Consider the following 14,128-nt stretch of genomic DNA (forward strand, 5'->3'; position numbering starts at 1 on the left):
TTTTGCGAAGTTACATTTTTAATTAATAATTACGAATTATCAATTGCGAATTTAGAATTACAAGTTATCAATTAAGCTTTAATGATGAGAAAATTAAAAAATAGTGAATTAGGAAGGTTGAATGTTGAGGAATTTAAGCAAACTGATAAAATTCCTTTGATTGTTGTGTTGGATAATATTAGAAGTTTAAACAATATTGGTTCTGTTTTTAGAACCAGTGATGCTTTTTTAATTGAAAAAATTTATTTGTGTGGAATTACTGGGCAACCACCTCATAAAGATATTCATAAAACGGCTTTGGGATCAACAGAATCTGTTGCTTGGGAATATGTTGAAGATACGTTTACTTTAGTTGAGAAATTACAAAACGAAAATGTATTAATAGCCTCAATTGAACAAGCTGAAAATAGTACAATGCTGCAAGATTTCAACATTCAACCAAATCAAAAATACGCAATTGTTTTTGGAAATGAAGTTAAAGGTGTACAACAAGAAGTTGTTTCAGCTTCAAATTATTGTATTGAAATTCCGCAGTTTGGAACCAAACATTCGTTGAATATTTCAGTAAGTGTTGGTGTAGTTTTATGGGATTTATTTAAAAAGTTTAGGTATTAAAAACCTAAAATCATTTTAGCAATCCAAAAATAAATTAAAATTCCAAAAATATCATTGCTTGTAGTAATAAATGGGCCAGTAGCTAAAGCTGGATCTATTCCTCTTTTATCTAGTATAATAGGCACGAAAGTTCCAATAATAGATGCAATTATAATTACCGAAACTAAAGAAATTGCTACTGTAAGTCCAACTCTTAATTCAAACCCTAAAAAATACATTCCGGCCGACATTAGCAAACCAGCTAATACTAATCCATTTAGTAAACTCAGCATCACTTCTTTTAGAAGCCTATTCCATAAGGAACCTCTTAAACTGTCATTTGCCAATCCCTGAAGGATAATTGCTGAAGATTGTACGCCTACATTTCCCGCCATAGCTGCAATTAAAGGAGTGAAAAAGAACAGTTCTTTGTATTTTACCATAGCCGTTGAAAATCCACCTAAAATAGAAACACTAACAAATCCCCCAAAAAGTGCTAAAATAAGCCAAGGCAAACGTGCCTTCGTTAATTGCCAAATAGTATCATCAGCTTCAACATCTTGTGAAATACCTGCAGCCATTTGGTAATCTTTTTCAGCTTCTTCTTTAATAACGTCAACAATATCATCAATAGTAATTCTACCAACTAGTCGACCAATTTCATCAACTACAGGAATAGCTTCTAGGTCATATTTTTGCATAATTCTGGCTACATCTGCAGCTTCAGCATTCACATTTACAGAATCTACATTTTTTATAAAAATGTCTTTAATTGGAGATCTTGTTGAGGTTGTTAATAAATCTTTTAAAGACAATCTTCCCTTTAAAATATCATTGTCATCAACTACATAAATAGAATGAACACGTGAAACTTCTTCAGCTTGCGCACGCATTTCTTTAACACAGGTAAGTACATTCCAGTTTTCATTAACTTTTACCAACTCTTTTGCCATTAATCCTCCGGCAGTATCTTCATGATAACGTAAAAGATCTACAATATCTTTTGCGTGTTCTAAATCTTCAATATGTGAAATTACCTCTTCCTGTTGTTCATTGGTAAGTTCAGAAATAATATCTGCTGCATCATCAGTATCTAATTCGGAAATTTCTTCAGCAATTTCTTTTGATGAAAGTCCTCTTAAAACTTTTTCACGCGTATCCTCATCTAATTCAGTAATTACGTCTGAAGTGACATCACTATCTAATAATTTAATTAAATAAATAGATTCTTCAGTTTCTAAGTCTTCAATAATTTCAGCAATATCAGCATAATGCACCTCTTTTAATAAATTTAAAAGAGCATCATTATTTTGTTCAGCAATTAATTGTTGAAGTTCTTGAATGTATTCTTTTGTGATTTCAAACTGCATCTTTCTCTATTTTAGAAGTAAGACTAATGAATTCTTGAACAGAAAGTTGTTCTGGACGTTTGGCAAAGATAACATCTTCTCTTAAACTATCGGATAAATTCAATGTTTTTAAACTATTTCGAAGTGTTTTTCTTCGTTGTTGAAAAGCAGTTTTTACAACTCTAAAAAATAATTTTTCATCTACAGGTAACGTGTGGTTTTCTTTTCTGGTTAATCTAATAACTCCTGAATCTACTTTTGGTGGTGGATTAAAAACGGTTGGTGGAACTGTAAATAAGTATTCTACATCATAAAATGCTTGCGTAAGAACAGAGATAATTCCATATACTTTACTGCCTTCTTTTTCTGCAATTCTTTTGGCAACTTCTTTTTGAAACATCCCTGAAAATTCAGGAATTTGATGTCTGTTTTCTAACGTTTTAAATAAAATTTGTGTGGAGATATTATAAGGAAAATTTCCGATAATTGCAACTTGTTCCTCTCCAAAATATTCAGATAAATCAATTTTTAAAAAATCTTTTGAAATAATTCTATTTGCTAAATTTAAATAATGAGCTTGCAAATATTCAACAGATTCTGTATCAATTTCAATAACGTGAGTTGTATATTTTTTTTTGAGCAAGTATTTTGTTAAAACACCCATTCCTGGGCCAATTTCTAATACATTTTCGTAGCCATTTCCAGTTAAACTATCTGCAATTTGTTCTGCAATAAGTTCATCATTTAAAAAATGTTGCCCAAGGTGTTTTTTTGCTCTTACACTCATAAATTAGTTTTTGAAACTCATGCTAAATTGTTCAGTTATTACTTTTAATTCGGTTCTAAACGCAACAAATTTACCGCTAAAAAGTCGCATACTTTCATCTCGTAATCTGGGAGCATCTTCTTTATAATATTCTTGTAAATTTTCTAAACTATCAGTTGTGTACTGAACAGAATAGGTAACTCCGCCCATTTCTTCTTCAATCATAACCTGACTCATTTTGGCATTGTTAAATTTGCCAGTTGCTAACATCTCAGGAATGTGTTTTACTTTCATCCATTGTAGCCATTCAGCGTGAACAGATTCATCAATATTAGTAGTTACGTTATATATATACATAATTTTTTTGGAGTGTTAATTTATTTCGTCACCTCTTAGTTTTCTGAATTTTTTACGAGCATCAACTAAATAAATACTTGACGGATATTCAAAGATAATTTTTTGATAGTATTCTTTCGCTTTTTCTGTATTATTTAACTTATTTAAATACAATTCTGCTAAATAATAATGTGCGTCGTCGGCTAAGATATCATCTTTATTTATATTTATAATTTGCAAGTAATTATTTTCAGCGTTTTCAAACTGATTTATTTTTTCAAACAATTGAGCTTGTTTAAATAAAGATTCATCTTCAATAGGATGCCCTTTATAATTGTTTAAAACTATTTGCAATGTGTCTATTGCTTGCTGATTTTTATTTTGGAATGACAATAAATCAGCAATAGCATAAGTTTTTAAAGCTATTTTTAAACTGTCTTTTACGGCGTTGTCTGTTATTAATAAATTTAAATCTAATGCATCATTTGCAATTAGTTGAGAGGTGGAATTTTTTAGTATTTTTAATTTTGATTGCGCCCAATCAAAATCACCTTTAAAATAAGAAGTCTGTGCAATTTTAAAACGTGCTATTTGTGCAATTGTATGATTTTTTAAGTCGTTTTGAACTTGCGTATAGTAAATTAATGCACTACTAAACTTGCTAGTAAACACTAAAATATCAGCTAGTTTAGTTTTTAAATTTCCTTTTTCAAATTGGTTAATTGGCAACTTTAAGGCTTCTTTTAAAACTGAAATAGCTTTTTCTGGTTCATTTGCCTTAAAGGCTAAAAAATCAGCATAAATTCCTTGTATGTTTATAGTATTGCTATTCTTTCCATATTGATTGAAAAGTGCTTGAAATTGAGTTTCAATTGCAGCAATGGAAGCATTTGTTTTCATATCAATTTCTAATAGGAACAATTTTGATATTAATTCAGTTTCTAAATTTGAAGTGTTTTCTAAAACATAATTAAAACAGCTTTTTGAAGACTCATAATCGTTGTCTTCAAATGCAATTTTTCCTACTTCCAAAATATTTTTTAAATCACCTAAATTTCTTTTATACAATGCTTTTTCTTGCACAAGTGCTTTAATATATTCTTTTTGTTGCATAAAAAGCCAACTCAATAGCTCATTCCAACTATTTTGTGGATTATTTTGCAAGCGTTTTAATAACAATCGTTTTAAGGAAACATTATGTTCATTTTCTGAATCATCTGTTATAAACTGGCCAATATAATTTTTTGCAGTAGGAATATAATTCTCATTTTTAGAAAGCAACTCTAAATAAGTGTTAAACATATTTTCAATTTCCCCTTTCTCACCATAAATAAACGCTATTTGAAAATTGTAATTTACAGATGAGTTTAACTCCATGCCCTTTTTATAGGCACGCAATGCGTAATCTAATAAATGATTGTCTTGAAAAGTTTTCCCGACTAAATAACCTGAATTTGGTAAATTTTCAATACTTGAAATCGCTTTTTCATAATATAAATTTGCTTTATCTTGTAAATGTTGTAATTGATAACTATACCCTAATTCAATATATAAATATTCCTGATTTGGGTATTTTTCTAATTGTTTATTTACAATTCTAGTTATCTCATTGAAACTTTCTAATTGATGATAACAATCAATTAAATAGTTGAGATAGGTAGTATTATAAGAATGTTTTTCGTGTAAAACTTTATAAATTGATGCTGATTTTTCATAGTCACCATTCCTAAAATATTGAAATGCCAATTGTGGTTCCTGAGCATAGATTTGCAAAGAAAAATAGCATAAAAATATGAATAGAATGTTTCTCATTTACTATTTTTTATTCAATCAAAGATAACTAAACAAGTGTTAAAGTTTTTATAAAACATAAGTATTGGCTATCAAGTGTTGTAACATTTTGGCACGGATGTTGTCTATATAAAAATGAACAACTAAATTTTACAAAAATGAAAGAATTAATCAAACAATACGAAACTGCAAAAAACAAAGCATTAAAATTCATGCAAAAAGGACAAATAAATAAATATTTTGATGCCTTAGTTGAAATGAATCATTACAAAAAAATGATTACAGTTAGTGCTAATTAATGAATTCAAAACCACAATAAGGTACTAAAGCTTCTGGAATTTTAATTCCTTCAGGTGTTTGGCAATTTTCTAATAAACCAGCCAAAACACGTGGTAAAGCTAACGAACTACCATTTAATGTGTGCGCTAATTCACTTTTACCTTCGTTATTTTTAAAACGAAGTTTTAATCGGTTTGCTTGAAATGTTTCAAAGTTTGAAACTGAACTAACTTCTAACCAACGATCTTGTGCTGTTGAAAACACTTCAAAATCATATGTTAAAGCTGAAGTAAATCCAATATCACCACCGCATAAACGTAATATTCTGTAAGGCAAATTTAACTCTTGTAAAATTCCTTTTACATGATTTACCATACTATCTAATGCTTCGTATGATTTTGTTGGGTGTTCAATTCTAACAATTTCTACTTTATCAAATTGATGCAATCTATTTAAACCACGTACATGAGCACCGTAAGAACCAGCTTCACGTCTAAAACAAGGTGTATAAGCAGTTTTACAAATTGGAAACTCGTCTTCTTTTAAAATAACATCTCTAAAAATATTAGTTACAGGAACCTCAGCAGTAGGAATTAAATATAAATTATCCTGTGCATCATGATACATTTGCCCTTCTTTATCTGGCAATTGCCCAGTTCCAAAACCAGAAGCTTCATTTACCAAAAGGGGTACCTGAACTTCTTCATAACCAGCCGCGGTATTTTTATCTAAAAAGTAGTTGATTAATGCACGTTGTAATTTTGCACCTTTTCCTTTATAAACAGGGAAACCAGCACCTGCAATTTTATTTCCAAGCTCAAAATCTATGATGTCGTATTTTTTTGCTAATTCCCAATGTGGTAAAGCGCCTTTATGTAGCGTTGGTATTTCACCTTCTTGAAAAATGTTTTGATTGTCTTCTTCTGAAGTTCCTCCAGGAACAATTTCGTTTGGAATATTAGGAATTAGGTATAATAATTCTTGCAATTCAGTTGCTTTATTTTGAAGAGTTTCTGTTAAATCTTTCGACTTATCTTTTAATTGAACTGTTTTTTTCTTTAAAATATCAGCCTTTTGAGTTTCACCAGATTTAAATAACTGTCCAATATCTTTCGATAATTTGTTAGATTCAGCTAAAATAGCATCCAACTCTGTTTGAATAGCTCTTCTTTCTTCATCTGCCGAAATAGTTTTAGCAACTAATTCTTCAGCATTTTTTATATTTCTTTTTGCTAAACCTTTTAAAACAATTTCTTTGTTCTCTCTAATAAAAGCTACTTGTAACATTACTATTTTCCTTTAAATTGAAAGGCAAATTTAAGAAATTGAAGTGAAAACAAGCTAATTACTTGCATTTGATTTTAAAGAAACGATTTCGCTTATTTTTGAAATTATTTGAGGTACTTCTTTTATGCTAAATTCAATATCAATTTTCACAGTGTTTTTACTTGATTTTTCAATTTTAAAATTCCCATTTTTAATTGGATAATAACCAGTTTCTCCTTTGCAATAGCACAAACGTCCAAAATATAATTTTATAGTTTGAAGCTCTTCACTAGTTAACAAAATTTCAGTAATTGTTTTATCTAATTCAGCATACACAATTTCAGTATAATTGCTGTCTTGTGTATTTTGAACAGGATTTCTATTGTAGGTGTATTTTAAAATTATTCTTTCACCTTCAGAAATTATGGGATATGAATTACCAAATTCATCCATTTTAAATTCTAATGATTTATTTGGAATTAATTCAATAGAACATTCTCCATTGTTTGGACAATTTACAGTTTTTTTAAAAACAGTTTCATTCAACGTGAAATTTAAAGGTTTGCACGATGCTAATAGAATAAAAACGAAAGGAATAATATTTTTCATGAGTTAAATTTACAAATATTAAGAATCAAATACCAAACCACTTATAATCTCTAATGATTTTTCTTTGTCTTTTTGAAGTTGATTTTTAAGTAATTCTACCGATTCAAATTTTTGTTCACCACGTAAAAATTTTAACACATCAATTTGAATTGTTGCACCATACAAATCTTTGTTGAAATCAAAAAAATGTATTTCAATAGTTTGGTTTTTACCACTAACAGTTGGTCTAAATCCAATATTCATCATTCCAAAAACTGTTTCATTATTAATTTCAGCTTTTACAACATAAGCACCAGTTTTAGGTATTAATTTATACGCTTCTTTAATGTGTAAATTTGCGGTTGGGAACCCTAATTTTTCGCCTAAATTTTTTCCTTTAACAACTTGGCCCGTTAACATAAAATGATACCCTAAATACTTATTTGCTTTTTCAATATTTCCACTTTTAATAGCTTCTCTAATCTTTGTAGAACTTACAGCAGAATTACCTATCTCTTTTTGTGAGATTTCTTGCACATTAAAATTATGAATTTCCCCGTATGCTTCTAATTGCTTAAAATTACCATCTCTATTTTTTCCAAATTTGTGGTCGTAACCAATAATAAGCTTGGAAGTTTTTAAGGTATCTACTAAAATATCTTCCACAAAATTTAAAGCGCTTTGATTAGAGAATTCTTCAGTAAATTGTTGAATAATTAAAACTTCTAATCCTATTTTTTCTAATAATTTAACTCTTTCATCAATAGTGTTTATTAGTTTAATTGCTTCATTTTTTTTTAACACAATTCTTGGATGTGGAAAAAATGTTAATAAAACAGATTTAGCGCCGTTTAACGCTGAACTTTCAACTAAGTTTTTAATTACTTTTTGATGCCCTATATGTATACCATCAAAAGTACCAATGGTAACAAAAGTTTTATTATTTGATTTATAAGTAGATAAATCGTTAAAAATCTCCAAAATGAAAAATAAGTTTGGTTATAATATATTTGTAAAAATACTTTTTTTAATTAAAAGAAGTGTTTTGCGGTGGATATTAATTATTAGGGAGATAAAATATTTTATATTTGTAGTTAAAACACTCCTCCAATTAAATTAATTATGAAACATATGAATATAAAACAAATCGTTTTCACGCTTTCTTTAGTGTTAATATTTTTTTCAGTAAAAGCTCAAGAGTCAGATAATTTTTGGTCTAAAACTTCTTCATTTGAGAAAAGTACAACTAAAAAAATTGAAAGGAAATCGATTCCAACGCATTTTGATGTTTTTGAATTAAATTTAAGTACCCTTAAAACTAAGTTAGTTAATACACCAAAAAGAAGAGGAAATCTAAAAAAATCTAGTACTGTCATAAGTTTTCCGAATGAAAATGGAGAATTTGAAAAGTATGAAGTTTTTGAAGTTCCAATTATGGAAGAAAGTCTTCAAATAAAATATCCAACTATTAAATCATATGTTGGAAAAAATATTGACAACCCAACTTCTACTGTTCGATTTAGTGTAACCTCGTTAGGTTTACATGCTATGATTTCTCAAAAATCAGGTGAGATGCTTTATATAGATCCTTATACTTTAGATAAAGGAACATATATTTCCTATGCTAAGAAAAATTTACCAGTTGCTGAACAGTTTGAATGTAAAGTTGAGGAATTTTCAAAATCAACAAAAATAGAAACGACAGGCATAAGCGCAAAAACTGATAATGCAAATGATGGAATTTTAAGAACCTTTAGATTAGCAGTTGCTACTACAGGAGAATATTCTCAATTTCATATAAATAATCAAGGTATAGAAGCTACAGCAACAGATATAGTAAAAAAGGGAGCTGTACTTTCTGCAATTGCAGTAACAATAACAAGAGTAAATGAGGTTTTTGAAAGAGATGTAGCCTTAACAATGATACTTGTAGCTAATAATACTGATATTATATTTTTGGATGCTGCAACTGATAATTTCACCAATAATGATGGAGATGTATTAATAAATGAAAGTCAGACAATAATTGACGCAAATATAGGATCAGCAAACTATGATATTGGGCACACCTTTAGTACTGGTGGTGGTGGTTTAGCACAATTAAGATCACCTTGTACATCAAGTAAAGCTAGAGGAATTACGGGATTAAGCAGTCCTATTGGTGATCCATATGCTATTGATTTTGTAGCACATGAAATGGGACACCAATTTGGAGCTAATCATACTTTTAATAGTGATGCAGGAGGTTGTGGTGGCGGAAACAGAAATAATGCTACTGCTATTGAACCTGGAAGTGGTTCAACTGTTATGGCATATGCAGGTCTTTGTGCTCCATATAATGTTCAAGGAAGTAGCGATGCCTATTTTCATTTAGTAAGTATTAGAGAAATGTGGGCCAATATTTCTACGGGAAATAGCACTTGCGGAGCACAAACTTCGGCTAGTAATAATACACCAACATTAGACCTATTGTTAAATTATACAATTCCAATCTCAACACCGTTTGTATTAGATGCTGCTGGTTCGGATTTGGATGGTGATGCATTAACTTATACATGGGAACAACTTGATACTGAAGTTACAGCACACCCTTTAGCATCAACTGCTACGGGTGGGCCAGCTTTTAGATCATTTACACCAACAAGTTCTTCGACGCGATATTTTCCTAGACAAAGTACTGTTAATGCAGGAAATTTATCAACTACCTGGGAGGTTTTACCTTCAGTTGAAAGAACTATGAAGTTTGGCGTAACTGTAAGAGATAGAAATATGGGAGTTGGGCAAACTGCCAGTGAAGAAACAACAATAACAGTAGATGGTAATTCAGGCCCTTTTAAAGTTACTTCACAAGCAACGGCAGTTGTTTGGGAGGCTGGTACTGCGCAAACAGTTACTTGGGATGTGTCAAATACTAATGCTTCACCAATAAATTGTTCATTTGTTAATATTTTACTTTCTGAAGATAATGGTTTAACATATCCTATTACTTTGGCTTCAAATGTTGCTAATAATGGATCGTATAACATTGTGGTTCCAAATAATCCAATCACATCAGGAAGAGTAAAAATTGAAAGTATAGGGAATGTTTTTTACGCTATAAATGCAGGAACTATAACAGTTCAAACTTCAGAATTTATTATGAATTTCTCGTCATATAGCGAAGAAACTTGTAGTCCAAACAATGTTGTTTATAACTTCACCTATAATATATTTTTAGGGTTTAATGAAACTACAACTTTCTCAGCTACCGGACACCCAGCAGGAACAACTGTAAGTTTTGTCCCAAATACAGCAACAGCAGACAATACAACTGTTCAAATGACAGTTAGTGGAATTTTGAATGATGATATAGGGAAACATACTATTTCTGTTATTGGAACATCATCTTCAACTGCGAAAAATACTGTAGTTAATTTAGATGTTTATTCATCAACAATTAATACACCTAATTTAGTTTCTCCTTTAAATAATTCAGAGAGTGTTTTAAGGCCATATACATTAAATTGGGATAGTGAGGTAAATGCATTGAACTACGAATTACAAATTTCAGATAATAATTCTTTTTCAACCATCATTGAATCTGCAATAATTAACACAAATTTTTACATACCAACAACATTACAATTAAATACTACTTATTATTGGAGGGTAAAGGCTATAAATAATTGTGGAGAAAGTGCATTCTCTACGTTCTTTAATTTTACCACTGCAAATGAAGTTTGTGGTTCTATTTTTTCTACTGGCGCAGCTTTAAGTATACCAGATAATAATACTACAGGTATAAGTTCAATAATTAATAGTGCAGAAAACAAAATGATTACTGATGTTAATGTTACTGTAAATATTACACACCCGTGGATTGGAGATTTAACGTTAACATTAATAAGTCCAAGTGGTACATCTGTTGTATTAGTAGGTAGTAGAGATGATGAAGGTGATAACTATACTAATACAGTTTTTGATGATTCAGCAATAAAATCAATCAATTCTGAAGTAGCACCATACACAGGAATCTTTTTACCACAAGGAAATTTATTGAATCTAAATAATGAAGAATCTTTAGGTAATTGGACTTTAAAGGTTGTAGATGGAGGGGCTGCGGATATTGGAACATTTGATAATTGGAGTATAGAAATTTGCGGTGTTAATTTACCTAGTGATAATGATAATGACGGCATTGATAACTCTGTTGATAATTGTATTGATATGGCAAATCCAGATCAGTTAGATACAGATGGAGATGGACAAGGAGATGTATGTGATTTAACTCCAAATGGAGATGATGATAATGATGGAGTTGATAATGCAGTTGACCTTTGTTCTGCTACACCTATAGGTTCAACAGTTGACGATACAGGTTGTATTATTTTACCTTTCGATAATTTTGAAGTAATTGTAACTAGTGAAACATGTCCAGATAAAAACAACGGAGAAATTTCGATTTTTGCAACTGAAAATTATACCTATACAACTACAATTAATGGAACTCCAGATGCTACGTTTACAAACATTACTAGTTTTAATTTAGATAATTTACCTCCAGCTACTTATATTATTTGTATTTCAGTTTTAGGAGAAAGTTATGAACAATGCTACTCTGTAGAAATAATTGAAGGTACTACTATTTCTGGTAAAGCAAGTGTTTCATCAGGGAAAGCTTCTATAGAAATAGAACAAGGAACAGCACCATTTACTATTTATGTAAATGGAGAAGAAAGGATTAAAACCAGTTCATCAGTCTTTAATGTTGATGTAAAACATGGAGATATTGTTGAAGTTAAATCAGCAGTTTCTTGTGAAGGAATTTATAGTAAAACTATTGAGCTATTGGATGAAATTATAGCATATCCAAATCCAAGTAATGGGGCTTTTAAAATTTCTTTACCAGTAGCTCAAAAAGAAGTAATGATTGAGTTGTATACGATACAGTCACAATTAGTTTCAGTAAAAACCTACCCAATTGTTTATGGTAAAGTTCAATTAAATATTGAAAATCAACCTACAGGATTGTATTTTGTTAAAGTACATTTAGATAAGCCGGTTGTTTTAAAAGTCTTAAAAAGTAATTAATGTAGTTTTGCATTAAGCTTTATTGAACAATATTTTTGATGAAATGAGATTGTGCTTATTAGTGTAATCTCATTTTGTTTTAAACGAGTACTTTCAATGAATGAAATTATATAATTACACATTAAATATTAATACTAATATTAGCTACTTTTACAAAGTAAAAACAATTAAATTTTAATGCTATTTAAAAAACACACAACTTTTTTTGTTACGGTATTCCTAATGCTTCTTAGTGTTGATAGTTGGTCTCAAACTCCACCAGAAATTTCAGCTTTTGGAAATCAATTATACTGTCCATTAAGTGAACAAAATGTTGTTACAGATTTTAATATTATTCCTGGAACTGAAGAAATTGACGCCATTTTTATACAAATTTCAGAAAACTATAATAGAACTGAAGATATACTTAGATTAACAGGTACTCATCCAAATGTTTCAACTTCATGGAATTCAAGTGAAGGAAAATTAACTTTAACAGCATTAACTACATCAAATACAGCATATATTGATCTAATTTTAGCAGTAAAAGATGTTGTTTTTGAAAGTAATTCAGATTTAATTTCTGGAGAAAAACATTTTTCATTTACTATTGATGAAGCTAATTATTTACCATCTTCTGATCATTATTATGAATATGTGCAAAATATTGGGATTACTTGGACCAATGCGAAAACAGCTGCAGAGGGAAAATACTATTATGGTTTACAAGGATATTTAGCAACAATTACATCTCCAGAAGAAGCGCAATTAACTGGTGAACAGGCATCTGGGGCAGGATGGATTGGTGGTAGTGATGCTGCAACAGAAGGTGTTTGGAAATGGGTTACTGGACCTGAAAATGGAACTGTGTTTTGGAATGGTTTAGCTAATGGTTCAACACCTAATTATGCCTTTTGGAATAGTAACGAACCAAACCAATCTGGTAATGAAGATTATGCACATATAACTGCACCAAATGTTGGAATTTTAGGTTCTTGGAACGATTTAAGTAATACAGGAGCATCTTCAGGAGATTTTCAACCTAAAGGCTACATAGTTGAGTACGGCGGAATGCCAGGCGATCCAATATTAAATATTTCTGCGAGCACAAAAATTAGTGTGCCTGAAATTAGTTCAATTACCGGGGAATCAAATTGTGGTGTAGGTACAGTTTCATTATCAGCTACAGCGACTTTAGGTGCTTCAATTTTATGGTTTGACTCATTTACAGGAGGAAGCAGATTAGGATCTGGCACAAATTTCACAACACCAATCATAAATACAACTACTACTTTTTATGCGGTAGCCTCTTCAGATGGCGTATGTGAAGAAGGTATTAGAATTCCAGTAATAGCAACAATATATAATATTCCAACAATAACCTCAGCAATAGGTACTCAAATTTGTGGTTCAGGTCAAGGAACTTTAACTGCAATGTCGTCTTCAGGAACAATTAACTGGTATACAAATTTAACAAGTGGGATACCAATTGCTACGGGAAATAATTATAATCCTTCAGTTATTAATACAACAACTTTTTATGTTGATGCTACTGAAAATGGATGCACAACGGCAAGTAGAACTCCAGTTACTTTAACAGTTCAACATACAGCTTCACCTTCCGGAGCTACTATTCAAACGTTTTGTGATATTGAAAATAAATCAATAGCAGGGTTATCAGTGGTTGGAAATGCTATTTTATGGTATGATGCACTTTCAGGAGGAAACCTTTTAAATAATTCGGATATACTAACTAGCGCTACTTATTACGCATCTCAAACTGTAAATGGATGTGAAAGCCCAACTAGATTAGCTGTTAATGTTACTGTTTTTGAATCTCCAACTCCTCCTTCAACAATAGCAGTTTTAGAAAAATGTGATTCAAATTTAGTAGGGACAGATACCAATGGCATTGAGACTTTTGATTTAACACAAAAAGAAATTGAAATTTTAAATGGACAGTCCGCTTCTAATTTTACAATTTCGTATTTTTCTGATTTAGCATATTTAAATCCAATTGTTAATCCTACTTCATTTTCTAATAATATTTCCGGGGGACAAACTATATATGTTCGTATCACTAATAATCTGTATGCTTCTTGTTCTACTG

The 14,128-nt window shown here is 30.3% G+C and carries 11 protein-coding genes; 4 read left to right on the forward strand and 7 right to left on the reverse strand.

Features of this window, described 5'->3' with window-relative positions; all coding sequences use genetic code 11:
* The first annotated feature begins 84 nt into the window (after positions 1 to 84).
* Positions 85 to 615, forward strand: a complete 531-nt coding sequence (locus Q0352_RS10345) for an RNA methyltransferase (RefSeq protein ID WP_299527234.1) — start codon at positions 85 to 87, stop codon at positions 613 to 615.
* On the opposite strand, the gene mgtE is transcribed toward Q0352_RS10345, so the two are convergent.
* The 4 genes from mgtE to Q0352_RS10365 are packed head-to-tail and all read right to left on the reverse strand — an operon-like array spanning position 612 to position 4,857.
* Positions 612 to 1,964, reverse strand: coding sequence for a magnesium transporter (gene mgtE / locus Q0352_RS10350; RefSeq protein WP_299527224.1), 1,353 nt, complete (start codon positions 1,962 to 1,964; stop codon positions 612 to 614). The genes Q0352_RS10345 and mgtE overlap by 4 nt on opposite strands.
* Positions 1,954 to 2,730, reverse strand: a complete 777-nt coding sequence (gene rsmA / locus Q0352_RS10355; RefSeq protein WP_299527225.1) for a 16S rRNA (adenine(1518)-N(6)/adenine(1519)-N(6))-dimethyltransferase RsmA — start codon at positions 2,728 to 2,730, stop codon at positions 1,954 to 1,956. Before rsmA ends, mgtE begins: the two co-directional genes overlap by 11 nt.
* Before the next feature lie 3 nt (positions 2,731 to 2,733).
* A complete protein-coding gene (locus tag Q0352_RS10360; RefSeq protein WP_299527226.1) occupies positions 2,734 to 3,066 on the reverse strand; it encodes a DUF4286 family protein in 333 nt (110 codons plus the stop codon).
* Between the two features lie 15 nt (positions 3,067 to 3,081).
* Positions 3,082 to 4,857 (reverse strand): tetratricopeptide repeat protein, encoded by a 1,776-nt coding sequence (locus Q0352_RS10365; RefSeq protein ID WP_299527227.1) that lies wholly within the window; start codon positions 4,855 to 4,857, stop codon positions 3,082 to 3,084.
* Positions 4,858 to 4,994: 137 nt separating this feature from the next.
* Between Q0352_RS10365 and Q0352_RS10370 the strand changes: the two genes are divergently transcribed.
* Entirely contained in the window at positions 4,995 to 5,135 is a 141-nt protein-coding gene (locus Q0352_RS10370) for a hypothetical protein (protein ID WP_299527228.1), read from the forward strand.
* Here Q0352_RS10370 and serS read toward each other — a convergent pair.
* The 3 genes from serS to Q0352_RS10385 are packed head-to-tail and all read right to left on the reverse strand — an operon-like array spanning position 5,128 to position 7,950.
* On the reverse strand, positions 5,128 to 6,402 hold the full coding sequence (gene serS, locus Q0352_RS10375; protein WP_299527229.1) for a serine--tRNA ligase: 1,275 nt from the start codon (positions 6,400 to 6,402) through the stop codon (positions 5,128 to 5,130). The two genes, Q0352_RS10370 and serS, sit on opposite strands and share 8 nt — an antisense overlap.
* A gap of 54 nt (positions 6,403 to 6,456) precedes the next feature.
* Positions 6,457 to 6,990, reverse strand: a complete 534-nt coding sequence (locus Q0352_RS10380; RefSeq protein WP_299527230.1) for a hypothetical protein — start codon at positions 6,988 to 6,990, stop codon at positions 6,457 to 6,459.
* Positions 6,991 to 7,008: 18 nt separating this feature from the next.
* Positions 7,009 to 7,950 (reverse strand): bifunctional riboflavin kinase/FAD synthetase, encoded by a 942-nt coding sequence (locus tag Q0352_RS10385; protein WP_299527231.1) that lies wholly within the window; start codon positions 7,948 to 7,950, stop codon positions 7,009 to 7,011.
* A 150-nt stretch (positions 7,951 to 8,100) separates the two neighbouring features.
* On the opposite strand from Q0352_RS10385, the gene Q0352_RS10390 reads away from it, so the two are divergent.
* Together Q0352_RS10390 and Q0352_RS10395 are read left to right on the forward strand one after the other, a co-directional pair.
* On the forward strand, positions 8,101 to 12,039 hold the full coding sequence (locus Q0352_RS10390) for a reprolysin-like metallopeptidase (protein WP_299527232.1): 3,939 nt from the start codon (positions 8,101 to 8,103) through the stop codon (positions 12,037 to 12,039).
* Between the two features lie 177 nt (positions 12,040 to 12,216).
* Positions 12,217 to 14,128, forward strand: a 1,912-nt coding sequence (locus Q0352_RS10395; protein WP_299527233.1) for a hypothetical protein, incomplete at its 3' end; no start/stop codon positions are given.

Source organism: uncultured Lutibacter sp., assembly GCF_937891065.1.
GTDB lineage: Bacteria > Bacteroidota > Bacteroidia > Flavobacteriales > Flavobacteriaceae > Lutibacter.

Coding starts and splice junctions, on each gene's coding strand:
- Q0352_RS10370 (WP_299527228.1), top strand. CDS start 4,995: ATGAAAGAATTAATCAAACAATACGAAACTGCAAAAAACAAAGCATTA.
- Q0352_RS10380 (WP_299527230.1), bottom strand. CDS start 6,990: ATGAAAAATATTATTCCTTTCGTTTTTATTCTATTAGCATCGTGCAAA.
- mgtE (WP_299527224.1), bottom strand. CDS start 1,964: ATGCAGTTTGAAATCACAAAAGAATACATTCAAGAACTTCAACAATTA.
- Q0352_RS10390 (WP_299527232.1), top strand. CDS start 8,101: ATGAATATAAAACAAATCGTTTTCACGCTTTCTTTAGTGTTAATATTT.
- rsmA (WP_299527225.1), bottom strand. CDS start 2,730: ATGAGTGTAAGAGCAAAAAAACACCTTGGGCAACATTTTTTAAATGAT.
- serS (WP_299527229.1), bottom strand. CDS start 6,402: ATGTTACAAGTAGCTTTTATTAGAGAGAACAAAGAAATTGTTTTAAAA.
- Q0352_RS10365 (WP_299527227.1), bottom strand. CDS start 4,857: ATGAGAAACATTCTATTCATATTTTTATGCTATTTTTCTTTGCAAATC.
- Q0352_RS10360 (WP_299527226.1), bottom strand. CDS start 3,066: ATGTATATATATAACGTAACTACTAATATTGATGAATCTGTTCACGCT.
- Q0352_RS10345 (WP_299527234.1), top strand. CDS start 85: ATGAGAAAATTAAAAAATAGTGAATTAGGAAGGTTGAATGTTGAGGAA.